General features: G+C 46.8%; 15 protein-coding genes and 1 riboswitch. Of the genes, 14 read left to right on the top strand and 1 reads right to left on the bottom strand.

The window, feature by feature from the left end; translation table 11 throughout:
• The first annotated feature begins 98 nt into the window (after nucleotides 1-98).
• From ISALK_RS12965 to ISALK_RS12955, 3 genes are all read left to right on the top strand, one after another.
• A complete protein-coding gene (locus tag ISALK_RS12965) occupies nucleotides 99-368 on the top strand; it encodes a late competence development ComFB family protein (RefSeq protein ID WP_160723003.1) in 270 nt (89 codons plus the stop codon).
• Nucleotides 369-538: 170 nt separating this feature from the next.
• Entirely contained in the window at nucleotides 539-2689 is a 2151-nt protein-coding gene (locus ISALK_RS12960; RefSeq protein ID WP_160723001.1) for a Tex family protein, read from the top strand.
• A gap of 260 nt (nucleotides 2690-2949) precedes the next feature.
• Complete coding sequence (locus ISALK_RS12955) at nucleotides 2950-4374, top strand: MFS transporter (RefSeq protein ID WP_160722999.1); 1425 nt, start codon at nucleotides 2950-2952, stop codon at nucleotides 4372-4374.
• A gap of 137 nt (nucleotides 4375-4511) precedes the next feature.
• On the opposite strand, the gene ISALK_RS12950 is transcribed toward ISALK_RS12955, so the two are convergent.
• On the bottom strand, nucleotides 4512-5237 hold the full coding sequence (locus tag ISALK_RS12950) for a YczE/YyaS/YitT family protein (RefSeq protein ID WP_160722997.1): 726 nt from the start codon (nucleotides 5235-5237) through the stop codon (nucleotides 4512-4514).
• 309 nt (nucleotides 5238-5546) lie between these two features.
• Between ISALK_RS12950 and ISALK_RS12945 the strand changes: the two genes are divergently transcribed.
• The 11 genes from ISALK_RS12945 to tsaD all read left to right on the top strand — a co-directional run bounded on the left by ISALK_RS12945 (nucleotide 5547) and on the right by tsaD (nucleotide 15315).
• Nucleotides 5547-6704, top strand: coding sequence for an amidohydrolase (locus ISALK_RS12945; protein WP_160722995.1), 1158 nt, complete (start codon nucleotides 5547-5549; stop codon nucleotides 6702-6704).
• 153 nt (nucleotides 6705-6857) lie between these two features.
• Nucleotides 6858-6980: riboswitch (FMN riboswitch) on the top strand.
• A gap of 136 nt (nucleotides 6981-7116) precedes the next feature.
• Nucleotides 7117-7740, top strand: coding sequence for an ECF transporter S component (locus ISALK_RS12940; protein ID WP_160722993.1), 624 nt, complete (start codon nucleotides 7117-7119; stop codon nucleotides 7738-7740).
• A 469-nt stretch (nucleotides 7741-8209) separates the two neighbouring features.
• Nucleotides 8210-8770, top strand: coding sequence for an SOS response-associated peptidase (locus tag ISALK_RS12935; RefSeq protein WP_160722991.1), 561 nt, complete (start codon nucleotides 8210-8212; stop codon nucleotides 8768-8770).
• A 26-nt stretch (nucleotides 8771-8796) separates the two neighbouring features.
• Nucleotides 8797-9219, top strand: a complete 423-nt coding sequence (locus ISALK_RS12930; protein WP_160722989.1) for a GNAT family N-acetyltransferase — start codon at nucleotides 8797-8799, stop codon at nucleotides 9217-9219.
• A gap of 482 nt (nucleotides 9220-9701) precedes the next feature.
• Complete coding sequence (gene tsaE / locus ISALK_RS12925) at nucleotides 9702-10196, top strand: tRNA (adenosine(37)-N6)-threonylcarbamoyltransferase complex ATPase subunit type 1 TsaE (protein ID WP_160722987.1); 495 nt, start codon at nucleotides 9702-9704, stop codon at nucleotides 10194-10196.
• The gene (gene tsaB / locus ISALK_RS12920) at nucleotides 10193-10996 is read left to right on the top strand and encodes a tRNA (adenosine(37)-N6)-threonylcarbamoyltransferase complex dimerization subunit type 1 TsaB (protein ID WP_160722985.1); all 804 of its coding nucleotides are present in this window, start codon (nucleotides 10193-10195) and stop codon (nucleotides 10994-10996) included. Before tsaE ends, tsaB begins: the two co-directional genes overlap by 4 nt.
• Nucleotides 10993-11469 (top strand): ribosomal protein S18-alanine N-acetyltransferase, encoded by a 477-nt coding sequence (rimI, locus tag ISALK_RS12915; RefSeq protein ID WP_160722983.1) that lies wholly within the window; start codon nucleotides 10993-10995, stop codon nucleotides 11467-11469. Before tsaB ends, rimI begins: the two co-directional genes overlap by 4 nt.
• 272 nt (nucleotides 11470-11741) lie before the next feature.
• Complete coding sequence (locus tag ISALK_RS12910) at nucleotides 11742-12323, top strand: RNA polymerase sigma factor (RefSeq protein WP_160722981.1); 582 nt, start codon at nucleotides 11742-11744, stop codon at nucleotides 12321-12323.
• The gene (locus tag ISALK_RS12905) at nucleotides 12293-13099 is read left to right on the top strand and encodes an anti-sigma factor family protein (RefSeq protein ID WP_160722979.1); all 807 of its coding nucleotides are present in this window, start codon (nucleotides 12293-12295) and stop codon (nucleotides 13097-13099) included. The genes ISALK_RS12910 and ISALK_RS12905 overlap by 31 nt, the downstream gene beginning before the upstream one ends.
• Nucleotides 13074-14165, top strand: a complete 1092-nt coding sequence (locus tag ISALK_RS12900; protein ID WP_160722977.1) for a DUF8173 domain-containing protein — start codon at nucleotides 13074-13076, stop codon at nucleotides 14163-14165. The genes ISALK_RS12905 and ISALK_RS12900 overlap by 26 nt, the downstream gene beginning before the upstream one ends.
• A 127-nt stretch (nucleotides 14166-14292) precedes the next feature.
• On the top strand, nucleotides 14293-15315 hold the full coding sequence (gene tsaD, locus ISALK_RS12895; protein WP_160722975.1) for a tRNA (adenosine(37)-N6)-threonylcarbamoyltransferase complex transferase subunit TsaD: 1023 nt from the start codon (nucleotides 14293-14295) through the stop codon (nucleotides 15313-15315).
• The last annotated feature ends 603 nt before the right edge of the window (nucleotides 15316-15918 follow it).

The raw sequence follows: 15918 nt of genomic DNA, 5'->3' as shown, positions 1-15918 counted from the left end.
AGATCTCTACATGAATCCCTTTATAAATCAGAAAGACGGTTTAGCTGACGGAGAAGAAGGGTATCTATGGAGAAAAATAAATTATGCGGGGGGTTCCTATGATAAAAAACTATATGGAAATTCTGGTCGAGGAGCATTTATCCGAAGTCATCAAGGATCAGGAGCATATCCAAAACTGTGAAAAATGTCAGGAGGATGTGCAGGCGATCGCGCTGAACAACCTAAAGCCCATGTATGTGGTAACGGAAAAGGGAAGTCTGTATGCGAAAGTAAACGAGTTCAGCCTGCAGTTTAAATCCGATGTACTGCGGGAACTGATCCGGGCCGCAGAAAAAGTAACGGAGAAACCCCAGCATGATGAGGCCTAGAGTTTCTTTCCATGGACTTTTATTCTAATCCGGCGATCGAAGGTACAAAGCTTGCAATAATATGAAATCATCAAGGGCACTTTCAAGACGGGCAAATTCCCCATTCTTGTCGGTGCTTTTTTTATGTTATAATAATTTTAGGAAATGTTTATCTATAAGGAGGAAATGGAATGGATGTTGTAAAGGTACTGACCAAAGAGTTCAATTTGAAAGAGAGCCAGGTGCAAAACACGCTGAATCTCATTGATGAGGGAAATACCATCCCCTTTATTGCCCGTTACCGAAAGGAGATGACGGGAGGCCTCAGCGATGAGGTGCTCAGGGATTTATCGGAGCGTTTAATCTATCTTCGAAATCTCTACGCCAGAAAGGACGAAGTAAAACGTCTGATCGAAGAGCAGGGAAATCTCACGGAGGAGATCGCCAAAAACATTGAGGGGGCCAAAAGCCTGCAAGAGGTGGAGGATATTTACCGGCCCTTTAAGCCCAAGCGTCGAACCAGAGCCACCAAGGCGAAGGAAAAGGGACTGGAACCCCTGGCGAAGACCATTTACGAGCAGGAAATCGAAAAGGGAAGCCTGGAGGATCTTGCAGCCAACTACATCGATGAGGAAAAGGACGTACATACCCTTGAGGACGCCTTAACCGGGGCCTCGGACATCATCGCCGAGTGGGTTTCCGACAATCCGAAACATCGTAAAAAAATCCGGGATCTGACCTTTAAAGAAGGGATAATGGAGTCCAAGGCGGCAAAGAAAGAGGATTCCGTCTACGAAATGTACTACGAGTATGCCGAGACCATCAAAACCCTGCCGCCCCACCGGGTGCTGGCCATGAACCGGGGAGAGAAGGAAGAATTTCTAAAGGTAAAAGTTCAGATGGATACGGATAAAGTGCTGCGGTATTTAGAGCAGTTTGAAATCAAAAATTCCGAATCCGTCGGTTACGATTTACTGAAAGCCGCTATTGAAGACAGCTACAAACGACTGATCGAACCCTCCATTGAGCGGGAAATCCGAAGCGATCTGACGGAGACCGCGGAAGAAAAAGCGATTAAAGTCTTTGGGGAGAACCTGAAAGCCCTGCTACTTCAGCCGCCGATTTCCGGAAAAGTGGTGATGGGGTACGACCCCGCTTTCCGTACAGGATGCAAGGTGGCCGTGGTGGACGATACGGGTAAACTCTTGGAGTATCAAACCCTTTACCCCACCGCACCCCAAAACAAAGTGGATGCGGCGAAAAAGACCATGAAAGAGATGATCAAAAAGCACAACATCGAGATCATCGCCATCGGAAACGGCACCGCCTCAAGGGAATCGGAACAGATTGTGGCGGATATGATCAGTGAAATGGAGGAAAAGGTCTATTATATGATCGTCAATGAAGCCGGGGCCTCGGTGTACTCTGCGTCGAAAATCGCCCAGCAGGAGTATCCGGATATTGATGTATCCATCCGTGGAGCCATTTCCATTGCCAGAAGAATCCAGGACCCCCTAGCGGAGCTGGTGAAAATCGATCCGAAGCATATCGGTGTGGGCCAGTATCAGCATGATGTGAATCAAAAGCGTTTGGATGAAGCCCTGAAAGGGGTGGTGGAGGATGCGGTAAACGCCGTGGGGGTGGATTTAAATACGGCTTCAGCGTCGCTGTTGGAGTACATCTCCGGGATCTCCAAAGCCGTGGCGAAAAACATCGCCCTGTACCGGGAGGAAAACGGACGGTTTACCGACCGGAAACAGCTCAAGAAAGTGGCCAGACTGGGCCCCCAGGCCTTTGTTCAATCCGCCGGATTCCTTCGAATCTATAACGGAAAAAATCCCCTGGACCGCACATCGGTCCACCCGGAGTCCTACAAAGCCGCAGAAGGGCTGTTGGACGCCTTGGACTACGACTGGAAAAAAGGGGAGATGAAAGCCTTTACCGACATCAAAGAGCGGCTAAAAACCAAGGATAAAAAATCTCTTGCGGCGGAGCTGGAAATCGGCCTTCCCACGTTAGAGGACATCGCCGATGAACTGCAAAAGCCCGGCCGGGACCCTCGGGAGGACATTCAAAAGCCGATTCTTAAAACTGACGTATTGAAGCTGGAGGATTTGGAAGAGGGCATGGTCCTCACCGGCACCGTACGAAACGTCATCGATTTCGGCGCCTTTGTGGATATCGGCCTGAAAAACGACGGCCTGGTCCATATCTCCAAGCTCAGCAACAAATACGTAAAAAACCCCATGGACGTAGTCTCCGTAGGGGACATCGTAAAGGTCAAAGTGGTAGACATCGACCTCAAGCGAGGCCGCGTCGGCCTCAGCATGAAAGACGTATAAACCATATACCGAAGGGGACGGAGGTATTTGATTCATAAGAATCCAAGGGAAAGTTGTGTTAGGTTTCTTGTACTGAAGTCCGAACTCTCCCGATTTCTTAGCCCCCAAAGAGCAGGTATAGTAAAAGGAGCAGACATTGCATATTGGGAAGGCATAGGATAATGAGAGGTATAGCATATTGAGAAGATATAGCATGTTGAAAAGACATAGCATAATGAGCCGCTACAATTTGAAGAACTTATAATAAGGGGAAGATCAAGATGGAAGAGAACTTACGAACACAGGAAAATCCCATAAATCCCGAGGATATTCGAAAAGTAACCCGTTACCGGTGGGCAATCTGGGGGGTTTTGGCCCTGGCTTATCTGGTGGTGTTTTTTCATCGGCTGGCAGCCGGAGTTGTGCGTCAGGATCTGGTGGAGGCCTTCGGAATCACGGGAACTACCTTTGCCAATATTTCCGGTACCTACTTCTATGCCTATATGCTGATGCAAATTCCGTCGGGAATTCTGGCGGACTCTCTGGGAGCCCGGAAAACCGTTACTGTGGGAATGCTCTTTGCCGGCATCGGATCGGTGATTTTCGGACTGGCACCGACGGTGGCCCTCTTATTTGTGGGGAGACTGTTGGTGGGACTGGGGGTTTCCGTAGTGTTTATCGCGGTCTTGAAAGTCCTCAGTGAGTGGTACTATGAGCGGGAATTCGCTACCATGTCCGGGCTGACCACCTTTGTGGGAAATATGGGTGGGGTCATTGCCCAAACGCCTCTGGCCTTAATGGTGGCTTATTTCACCTGGCGAAGCACTTTTGTGGCCATCGGGGTTATGACCTTGGGGATTGCCCTGCTTTCCTACCTCATCATTCGAAATACGCCGAAGGATATGGGTCTGCCATCGATTAAACAGATTCAAAAAGAGTTGGATCGATCCGGGGATGATTCCGGAGAAGATGTAAAAACTTTGGAACCCTACCAAGAAGAAGGGGTGAAGAATCAGGCAGAGAACAAAGAAGGTGAAGGCGCTACAAAACGGCCGACGATCATCCAGGGACTGCTGGGAGCCCTTAAAAACCGCCTTACCTGGCCGGCATTTATCGGATTTACCGGTTTTTTCGGATCCTTTGTGGTGCTGACCGGCACCTGGGGACAGAGCTACTTAGTGGATGTTTACGGAATGGACCCGGCATCGGCGCCGAATTATTTAACCGCTGCGGTCTTCGGTCTGGCCATCGGCGGGATTGTAATCGGGAAAATTTCCGACCGGGTCAAGAGACGAAAATCCCCTATGGTGATCTTTGCCGGAGTGTATCTGTTAACCTGGGGCATCATTGTATTCAGTAACGGGGGCATGCCTCCCGTGGGGATTTTGTATCCCCTGTTTTTCATATTAGGCTTCAGTTGTGCGGCATTCATCTTAGGCTGGGCCTGTGCCAAAGAAGTGAATCACCCCGCCCTTGCAGGAATTGCCATGAGTATAGTAAACATCGGCGGCTTTTTAGGGGGTGCGGTGCTGCCCACGATGATCGGAAGTGTGTTTGATACCTACGTCGGTATCTGGTCTTACCAAGAGATTTATCAGCGGGCCTTTCTCTATTGCTTCATTGCCGTACTGATCGGCTTTATCGCAACCTTTTTCGTCAAAGAAACCCGCTGTAAAAATATTTACTTCGACTTGAAAGAAAAATAGCCTCAAAAATTGCCCATAGCTCAAAGAGCTCAAAAATCTCAAAGGGGACGGGGGTGTTTGTGTCATCGTGACTCAAACGCCTCCGTCCCCTTTGGGCTATTTTGGACTATCGTTGGCTATCTTTGGTTATCTTTAGGCTATTCTTTCTCAACTATATCATTTTTGCAAAACCGCAGTACCGGGGGCTTAATCCATTTGGAGAATATCCCGATTAGTTTACCGACGCCAAGGGCTGCGATCACCGTTCCCTCTCTAAGACCGACCACATTGCCGTGAAAGAATATCAACAACAAACCTGCCAAAGAGACGCTGGTTACATCAAACATTACCTTCACCTTGGAAAATGGAACCTTGGTTACCTTTTGCAGGGCCAGCACCAAACCTTCCGGAGGTTGAGGGATCACATTGGCCGCCAGATAAAAAATAATACCGATGGCAATCAGCACCAAACTGATGCCCAACAGGGCCAGTTGTGAAAAATACCCCACCGGCGACAGGGGTGCTATTATGGTGTTGGACAGGCTTACAAAGAAGCCGAATAGACTGGCAATAGCCAACTGAAATAAGTTTTTCAACTGGAAGTTTCGTCGTAGCAGCACAATTTGAAGCACTACATAAAAGGAAAAGACAATGGTGCTAAGAAGCCCCACATCCATGTTAAAAACAAGACTTAAGGCGTAGGGGAAAGAAGATACCGGGGAGACTCCCAGCCCCGACTTAATGGAAAAGGCCACACCCATGGCCAGCAAAAATAAGCCGGAGATATAAATTAGCAATCGGCGGGCCCATACTTCGGCACTTACCTTCTTTTTGGTTTTTATAGGAAACTCTTTTTTTGTATCGCTTTCTGCAGCCTTGATCATAGAATTTCTTCCTTTCTTTATTCATTAATTTTTATAATTGCATCCTAATAACGTAAATTTCCATTACTATTATAACAGATATTTCATGGTGCTGCCAAAAAACCGAAGGGAAATAAGGACAAAAAGTGTACCAGGGGGTCGGACCCTGTGGTACAAAAAAAGTGTACCACAAGGTCCGACCCCCTGGTACATTTTTGCGGATATTTTGATATCCGAAATACTTCTTGTAATAATCCTCCGAATCATATAAAATAATTAATATGATGACAAAAGATTTATATAATTCTAACTAAAAGGAGAGATTAACCTATGATTTTAATTCAAAATGCAAAGGTCTTCACCATGGAAGGCGACGTTCTCGAAAAAGGGGACGTTCTGGTAAAGGATGGGAAAGTACAGGAAGTGGGAGAGAACCTGGATGCTCCGGATGGGGCAAAAGTAATTGACGGAGAAGGAAAAATACTGATGCCGGGAATGATCGACGCCCACTCCCATTTAGGTTTATTTGAAGACGCCATCGGTTTTGAGGGCAACGATGTGAATGAAATGACAGATCCTTCGACGCCCCACCTACGGGCCATTGACGGGATCAATCCCATGGATAAAACCTTTAAGGATGCGGTAATGGGAGGGATTACCTCCACGGCTACCGGTCCCGGGAGTGCCAATGTCATTGGGGGACAATTTGCGGTGATTAAGACCCACGGAGACTACATCGATGATATGATCATAGAAGAGTATAATGCCATGAAAATTGCCTTCGGAGAAAATCCAAAGCGGGTATATGCGGAGAAGAAAACCTCTCCCATGACTCGAATGGCCACGGCAGCGGTTCTTCGGGAAAACCTTCTGAAGGCGAAGTCTTACAGAGAGAAAAAGGAAGAGGCGGGACTGGACAAGACAAAACTGCCGGCCTTTGATATGAAAATGGAAGCCCTGTTACCGGTTCTGGAGCGAAAGGTGCCCTTAAAAGCCCATGCTCATCGAGCCGACGACATTTTAACGGCGATTCGAATTGCTAAGGAATTTAACACGAAGATTACATTGGAACATTGCACGGAAGGGCATCTGATTGCAGATGTGATCAAAAAAGAAGAACTCACCGCGGTGGTTGGACCGAGCTTTGGCCACAACACCAAGTTTGAGCTGAAAAACAAAACCTTTGAAACCCCGGGGATTCTTAACCGGGCAGGGGTGAAGGTTGCCATTATGACGGACCATCCCGTAATTCCAATCGAAAGCCTTCCCATGGCTGCAGCCCTGGCGGTAAAATCCGGTATGGATGAGCTGGAAGCATTGAAATCCATCACCATTTATCCCGCGGAAATTTTAGGCATGGACAGCCGTTTGGGTAGTATCAAAGCCGGAAAAGACGCGGACTTGGTACTTTGGGATAAAAATCCCTTGGATATTCAGGCGAAGGTGGCCGTAACGATTATCGACGGTGAAGTGGTATACGAAGGGTAAAAGGCTATAAAGAACCTTCCAAAACGGCTTCTTTTGCGGGGAAATCCTGCTTTTGAAGCCGTTGTTTTTTTCAAGCAATAATAATTATCAAAAAACCCTTGCAAAACTCCACGGTTCTCGTTATAATAAAATTGTAACAAAGTTGAATAATGATTTATTCTTCGGGGCAGGGTGAAATTCCCGACCGGCGGTGACAGTCCGCGAATCGATTGATCAATCGATGGAATCGGTGTAATTCCGATACCGACAGTAGAGTCTGGATGGGAGAAGAGGAAGATGCTTTTAGGCTGCTTAAAGTCGCCTAATTGCAGAAGTCGAACCCATTTCCGAAGAGATTTTCTCTTCGGATTTTTTAATTACCGACCACTTCCTTCAGATCCCTCTTTAAAAAAATTTAAGGAGGAATACAACAATGGAAAACACAGAAAGACAAAAAACCTTAGGCTTTAAGGCAACCCTATCTTCAACCAACAGCATGGTGAAAATGGCCATACTTTCGGTTATGGCTTATGTGCTGATGATTATCGATTTTCCCATACCGATCTTTCCTGCATTTTTAAAACTTGACTTAAGCGATGTGCCGGCACTGATCGGGGGATTTGCCCTAGGTCCTGTTGCAGGGGTGATCATTCAAATGGTCAAGGCATTTCTGCACTTTATGACCAACTCCAGTACCGGAGGGGTTGGAAGTTTCGCAAACTTCCTTGTGGGATCAGCCTTAGTGTTTCCCGCAGCCTATATCTATCACATGAATAAAACCCGAAAGAACGCAATGATCGGTATTGTGGTAGGAGCCATATCCATGGCGATTGTGGGTGCGATTGCGAATATCTATATTTTAATTCCTTTCTACGCCAACTTTATGCCCATCGATGCCATCGTAGAAATGGGTACTGCGGTAAACTCCAGGATCGTGGATGTACCAACCCTAGTGCTATACGGTGTTACCCCTTTCAACCTGTTTAAAGGGATCATTATCGGTGCTGTAACGATGCTGATATACAAAAATATTGCTCCCTTATTAAAGAGCAAATAGGAAAGTTAAAGGTAAGATAGGAAAAATATCGAAAGCTTAGGAAATCGCAACAGGTCTCCTGGGCTTTTTTGCTTTTTGAAGCAAATTAGGCGTGGCAAACCCGGCGGTAGCGTGGCAGGCCTTATGGCAGTGTGATAAACTGGCGGTAGCGTGCAGGCCTTTTGGCAGCGTGATAAAACCGGCGGCAACGTGACAAATCTCACCGTATCCAGGCCGTCTCCATCGAACCCGGTTCTTTCCCGGCGGATTTTAATAAAAAAATCCTTGCCTTCTTATGGGTTAAAAAGTAATATGTAAATATATTGTTAAAAATTTGTTTAACTTTAATTTGATGGGATATGTATATTTCTAACAGGGGAATACCGGGGGGCATCTCAACAAGTGAAAAAAGTCGCCGCGGATTCTGATGACTGCAGTCAGGGGCGGTTCACTAACGGGTGTTCGCTTGTATAGGAAAGGAGAGGGTACCATGTGTGGACGTTATCATTTTGAACCCGGGGATTTTCAGGATCTCCTATCGGTGATTAAAGATGTGGAAGAAAGACTGAAGGTCGGGGAAATATTTCCCACCAACGAAGCGCCGGTAATCCTGGGAAAAGGACAGGCGGATTTATACCATTGGGGGTTTCCGAATTTTCGAAACAAACGGCCCATCATCAATGCCCGTTCCGAGTCCGTTGCGGAAAAGCCCATGTTTCAAAAATCCTTTAAAACTCAGCGCTGCATTATTCCCGCCAGCGGCTTTTACGAATGGGACAGCAAGGATCTGGACGAAAAGGGGCGAAAACGAAAGTACCTCTTTCAGGGAGCGGAAGCCAAGCCCCTGTATCTAGCCGGAATCTGGCGAATCTTTGACCGGGTCCCGAGCTTTGTGATCCTTACCACCGAGGCCAATCCTTCCATTGAAATCCATCATCGGATGCCTGTCATTATTCCGAAAACCACGATGTACGACTGGATCGCCGATGAAGCCTATGCTAGAGAGTATCTGCAGCGGGAAATGCCCGACCTTAAGAAAACACCGGTATAATTAAATTGATATGGGAGTGTGAGACGATGATTGAATATAAGCGATATGACGAAACCACAAAGGAGATTCCCTTTGCGAAGGGGTTTTTTAAAGGATGGCCGAATCCTCCCAGTGAGAAAACCCACCGGAGAGTCTTAGAAAACAGCTACCGGGTCTTTGTAGCGGTGGACCGGGAAAAAAATGAAATAGTGGGTTTTATCAATGCCATCAGTGATGGAATTCTTACTTGTTACATACCGCTTTTGGAAGTGGTGGAAGGCTATCAAGGCAAACGGATCGGTCAAGAGTTGGCAAAACATATGTTAAACGAGTTGCAGGAGTTTTATATGGTGGATCTTACCTGTGACAACGAAAAACAACCCTTTTACGAAGAGCTGGGGATGTATAAATCCTTCGGCATGGTGCAGCGAAATTTCCATAACCAACAGGGCGTCGGTCCGAAGCAATAAGGACCCATCAGCGGTTTGCTCCGGAAAAACACCCATCAACCCCCGAATGACCCCCTTTAGAGGGCGGATTAGAGGGGGTTTTTTCATTGCATCTTTAAAATCTGTAAAAATGTGATAAAATGAAGTATACTTGGAGACTAAAAAAGAGAGAATCCCGGAAGCGTGTGATAGGAAAAAATATAATAGGACAGTCAATAATACAATACGACAGCCAATAATATAATAGGACAGCCAATAATATGATACGACAGCCAATAATACAATAGGACAGCCAATAATACAATAGGACAGCCAATAATACAATACGACAGCCAATAATACAATACGACAGCCAATAATACAATACGACAGCTAATAATGTAATAAAACAGCCAATAAGATGATAATAACAATCATGTAATCCCCAACAGTAGCAAGAGTACTAATTAAATCAATATATGGTTGTGCGTACGGAAATACCGCAGCCCTAAGGAGTCGATAAAATGCAGCAAATCATTAATATAGAAGAAAAAAACAAAACTTTCCGGGCGGAACTGGAACTGGATCAGCCGGGGCTGGAAACTCTGGCACAGACCTTCGGAAGACTTGCAGAAGCCGGGGATATCATCTGCCTTACCGGGGATCTGGGAGCGGGAAAAACCACATTTACCAAGGCCTTCGCCCTGGGTATGGAAATTGAGGAACACATCACCAGTCCCACCTTTACCATCCTTCAGGAGTATCAGGGGAAAATCCCCCTATATCATTTCGATGTCTACCGGATTGATGATCCCCTGGAGCTGGAAGAAATCGGTTATGAGGAATACTTTTTCGGAAAAGGGGTCACCATTATCGAATGGGCGGATATGATTAAGGATCTGATTCCCACGGAGTCTCTCTGGATTGAAATTCTCTCTGAAGGCCCCACCATAAGAAAAGTCATCATCAAAGGTCGGACAATTTTGCATAAAAACTGGCTGAAGGAGTTGAGATCATGAAGATTTTTGCCCTGGATACCTCCTCGAAGATCGCCACCATCGGAATTTTGGAGGATGGGAAAGTGTTGTTGGAAAACACGCTGAACGATAAAAAAACCCACTCGGAGAATTTAATGCCCATGATTGAGGCGGCCTTTCAAAGTGTAAACCTGACCCCGGAAGATATCGATGTTTTCGGGGTAACTGTGGGACCCGGGGCCTTTACCGGCCTTCGAATCGGCATCAGCGCCGTAAAAGGCATGGCGGAGGCCTTAAATAAGCCGGTGGTGGGTCTGTCGGCACCGGAGGTCTTAGCGGCAGGCATTGCCCCGACGGATCGGATCATCTGTCCCATTATGGACGCTCAGCGAGAGCAGGTATACGCCGGCTTTTTTCGCTATCGAAGGGCGGAGAATACGGAGCATGAGCCGCAGTCCAATTGCAACGGGGCTACTATGGATCAACACAGTGGCGACGACAGTGAACCACGCCTACGGGCATTAATGGACACTAAGGTTATAAAAGTCCGGGATCTGATTGAAGAAGCGGCGCAGTTGGAGGGAAAAATTCTTTTCCTGGGGGACGGAGTAAATCTTTATGAAAAGATCCTTCGGGAAGGACTGGGAGAGGCCTTTGAAAAAACTCTTTACGGCCACCGAATCCCCCGAGCCTCCATGGTAGGCGCTTTAACGGAAAGAAAACATCGGGAAGGCAAATCCCATGGAGCGGACCGGTTAAAACCCATTTATCTTCGAAAATCCCAGGCAGAGGTACAGTTTGATGAACGGCAAAAATCTCTGGGAAAAGAGGTATCGGAATGATGGATCGGGAGAAAGTACCGGAAGTGGTGCTTCGACAAATGACCCTGGAGGATGTGGACGGGGTACTGGCCATTGAAAAAGCCTCCTTCACTACTCCCTGGAGCCGCGGCGCCTTTATCAAAGAGGTGACGGAAAACAAACTGGCCTATTACACCGTGGCGGAGCTGGAGGGGGAGATCGCCGGTTACGCCGGGGTCTGGCTGATTGTGGACGAAGGCCATATCACCAATATTGCCGTAGCCCCGAAGTACCGGGGAAGAAATCTGGGAAAAAAAATATTAGAAAAGCTGATACAGGAATTGAAAAACCGAAAGATCCTCCGGGTAACCCTGGAGGTTCGGGCTTCCAACGACGTAGCCATCAATCTCTATAAATCCTACGGATTCATAGTCCTGGGACGAAGACCGGGGTACTACACCGATAACGGGGAAGACGCCTTGATTATGTGGAAAGACCTGACAAGAGAGATCTAAGGACACAAGAAGTGGTCTTTAGATTTTTTTTGTTTCTCAGACTTTTGGAAAATCGTTGCGTATATAAGAGTAAGAGATGACAGGATGACAGGATTACAGCGGGACGGGATGACAGCGGGACGGAGTTTTTGTCATCCTTAAAAACAGATGACAAAAACTCCGTCCCGCTGTCATCAAACTCCGTCCCGCTATCATCCGTTGCCATCCGTTGCCATCCGCTGTCATCCGCTGTCATCTGTGATCCATCATCCCATTGAAAGGAGGGGTCCCGATTGGAAGGCTGGGAAAAAAATATAATAGACCGGATTTTGCAAGGGGATGCCCACCTTTATGGAGAGATTATCAATGCCTACAAAAGTGCGGTGTTTTCCATGTGTTACCGAATGGTGTATCAGCGCCAGGAGGCGGAGGATCTCAGTCAGGAAGTATTTTTGAAAGCCTACCGTAGCCTTGGAAAATACAACCGGGAGATGAAGTTTTCCACTTGGATCCTGAGCATTACCAGAAACACCTGCATCGATTACTTAAGAAAGGCCAGGGGGGATCGGGTGCCCTTAGAAGAGGGGATCAAAACCCGGGAAGTCCCCATCAGTGCTGAAGAGGCTTATCTATATAAAGAGCAGAAGCGGGAGATCGAAGAGGCGATCCGTTCCCTACCCGAGGAGTATCGACTGTTGATTCTCCTGTACCATCAGCAGGGGCTAAGCTACAAAGAAATTGCAAATGTGGAAAATCTACCGATGTCCTTAGTGAAAAATCGCTTGCATCGCGGCCGGAAGATGCTTAAAGAAAAACTAGGTCCCGTGAAAAAGGAGGGGAGCCCATGGACTGCAGAAGCTGTGAAAAACATATAAACGATTATCTAGACGGCGAACTGTCAAACCGGGAAGAAAAAAAGCTACAAAAACATATGAAAACCTGTGAAGCCTGCAAAATGGCTTTGGATCAATACCGCTATATGTGGGATCAGCTAGGGGAGCTTGAAACCTTTACCCCCGGGGAGAACTTTGAAGCCGGGATTCTTTCAAAGCTGGAAGCCTACGGTGCCCCAGAAGACCGAGGAGTACGCAGCGGATTGTGGGGAAACCCGGATACCCGAAGAAAGGCCAGCGCATTGCGGGGTGTCCGAGAGACCCGAGAAGATCGTAGCGCATTGCGGGGTGCCCGAGAGACCCGAGGAGATCGTAGCGCACTCCGGGGTGACCGAGAGACCCGAGAGAATTACGGCCTACAGCAGCGGGACCCTGTAAAGGACGGCATACTGATCATCGGCTACTTCATCACCCTGTTTGTGGTGCTCAGCGTTCTGAGAAACCAGGTATTCCAGCATGTGGACTGGATTTCCGGGATTTTGGTGACGGCCCGGGTGTTTCGGGACGTGTTTGACGGCATGATTTTTCGGGGACTGCTGTCACTGATGGTGGTCTATCCCATACGGATTCTTCATTGGGCCAGGGTGAACTTCAGTCAGCTGTCTGTAGAAGGGCGGATGCTGTACTCGGTGGTCCTGTTAAATCTTTTATTGATCGGTACCTTCAGTCACATTCTGTTGCATAAAATGGCCAGGGGCGGGAAAAAACGAAAAGCAAAAGGAGGAAACGGGGATGAAATTCAACGAAGCGAATCCTAATCGGATTCAAAATAGAAAAAAAAGCAACAACCTATCGACCAAACGTAGAATCGGACTGATGACCTTGGTATTTTTTATACTCCTCACCAGTGGGGTGTACGCCTCGTTGGGTGCCCAGCGGGGGGATGTTCTTCGGTTTTTCAATTCCGTTGACGTTGCCGAGGGAGAGGTGATCGACGGCAATGTGGTCAGTATCATCGGAGGAGCCAACATTGACGGCGAGGTCCGGGGAGATGTGGTAACCATTATCGGAAACACCGGAATCTCTGATGCCGCCTCGGTAAACGGGGATGTGGTAAACATCATTGGAAATGTGGAGAGTTTCGGAGAAAGCCAAAGTGTGATCAACATTGTAGGTTCCCTGTCCCTTGGGGGCAACATCGACGGGGACGTGATCCAAATCGTAGGAAACAGCCGCTTAGGCTCGGACACAATAATCCAGGGGGACTTGGTCAGTTTTTTAGGAAACTTTGAAAATCAAAACGGACAGATTATGGGTCAGGAGATCACGGTGATCGATTTTCTGCCGGATTTTTTCAATCGACTGCTGCCGGGAGAGTATCCGCCGTTGCCAATTATTTTAATATTGGTTATAATGTTTTCTGTACTGGCCCATGTTTTCGCCTTCATTTTTGGAGCCATTGTGGTGACCCTATTTTCCGATCAGTTCAGGTCCATGTCGGAAAAGGTGAAGGAAGAGCCGGGGCGAAAGCTGGGAATGGGGGTACTGCTCTATCTGATTTTGCAGGTATCCATTGTGACGGTTGCCATAACCATTATCGGTATTCCCCTGCTCCTGTTTCTAATACCCCTATCGATTTTCATACAGTTTTTAGGGAATCTGATTGTCAAGATCGGGATCGGCCGAAAGATGGCCAAGGTTTTTGATCGGGAATACGGATTGATCGGAGAATTATTGATCGGATCGGTAATCTATATACTGTTGGATGTGTTAGTGGCAGGAAGACCCATCACCTTTGTGTTGAAATTCTTTGGAATGGGAGAGCTGGCCAATCGAGTCCTGGAACGGAAAGGGCCGGCAAGCGTTCAGTCCCAGCAGGAATAAGTATAGCAAGAATAAGTATGACAAGAATAAGGATACCAAGAAGAAGGATATAAGGAATAAAATCGTAAGAATAAGGACCGCAGGATGAAATATGCAAAATAAATACCCATAGTTAGGAAGGATCATAATGGAAAATAACAAGATTATTACCTTAGCCATTGAAACCAGCTGTGATGAAACCTCGGTGGCGGTGCTGGAAAACGGACGTCGGGTTTTGTCCAATATCATCTCCTCCCAAATTGATATTCATCGACGCTTTGGGGGGGTGGTGCCCGAGGTGGCTTCAAGAAAGCACATTGAAAGCATCAGTTATGTGGTAAAGGAGGCCCTGGAAGAAGCGGGAAAAACCTTTCGGGACATCGATCATGTGGGAGTGACCTACGGACCGGGATTGGTAGGGGCCCTGCTGGTGGGAATCAGTTACGCCAAAGGTCTGGCCTTCGCCCGGGGAATTCCCCTAAACGGCGTGAATCATATTGAAGGACATATCTACGGAAACTTTATTGAGGATCGGGAACTGGAGCCCCCTTTTATCTCCCTGATTGTATCGGGAGGGCACAGCCATCTGGTCTATGTTAAGGATTACGGGGTATACGAAGTGCTGGGTAAAACCCGGGATGATGCGGCGGGAGAGGCCTTTGACAAGATTGCCCGAGCCTTGGATCTCGGTTATCCCGGAGGACCGGAAATCGACCGGCTGGCAGAGAAGGGCAACCCTCAAGCCTTGGATTTTCCCAAGTCCTATCTGGAGGACGGAAGCCATGACTTTAGCTTTAGCGGACTGAAATCCGCGGCCCTGAATTATATCAATCAACAGAAAATGAAAAAGCAGCCCATTCCCTTAGAAGATATGGCCGCCAGTTATCAACAGGCGATTATTGAAGTCTTAGTGGAAAAATCCATTCGCTGCGCCAAAGAGAAAAACATGGATAAAATTGTGCTGGCGGGGGGAGTAGCGGCGAATAAAGGCCTCAGGGCCCTGCTGAAAAAACGGGGAGAGGAAGAGGGGATCAAGGTGCAGTATCCATCCCTGACCCTTTGCACCGACAACGCCGCCATGATTGGCAGTGTAGCCTATTACCAGTATATAAGCGGTGAGCGCTCCCCAATGAGCTTAAACGGGGTTCCAAACCTTAAAATAAAAGAATAAAAGAATAACGGGAAATTCCATAGCAATCAGCGTTTTCTCCGAAAAGATGAAAATAAAAAAATAAATCTTTTCGGGGATTTTTTTTGCTGTTTTTTCCCCTTATTTTTAAAACTTTTTTAGAAAAAATCAGGTTATGTAAACGAAAAAGGCAAAAAAAAGAAACCTACATTCGGTAACTTAAAATTTTTGTGTAAATAATAAAATGACAAAAAAAATAGATACTAACAAATAATTAACCGGAATTTCTGTGGATAGTGTGGATGAAATATGTATAACTCCTATATAGGGAATAAGAGCTGTGGATAACACTGTGCATAAGCCCTTATTTCTGTGGACAATTGTGGATAATGTGAATAGGAAATATGAATAGAAATGTCAAGCCAATAAATTAGTTATTTATCTATGTTAAATTTCCGTTAACATAATAAAAGTGAACCCAAAGTGAACCCAAAGTGAACCCAGGTGAACCAAAGGGGACGGCAGGTTGCGTAAAAACAAATCAATAAAACATTAGTATTACCACCCTGAAATCCTGTATTATCAATGGTTATATGATATAATAGAAAGAAAACGAGGTGGTTCGATGTCCCGCTATATTCAAGG

The organism is Isachenkonia alkalipeptolytica, assembly GCF_009910325.1.
Lineage (GTDB): Bacteria > Bacillota > Clostridia > Peptostreptococcales > T1SED10-28 > Isachenkonia > Isachenkonia alkalipeptolytica.
This window is presented reverse-complemented; position numbering and strand designations above follow the sequence as displayed.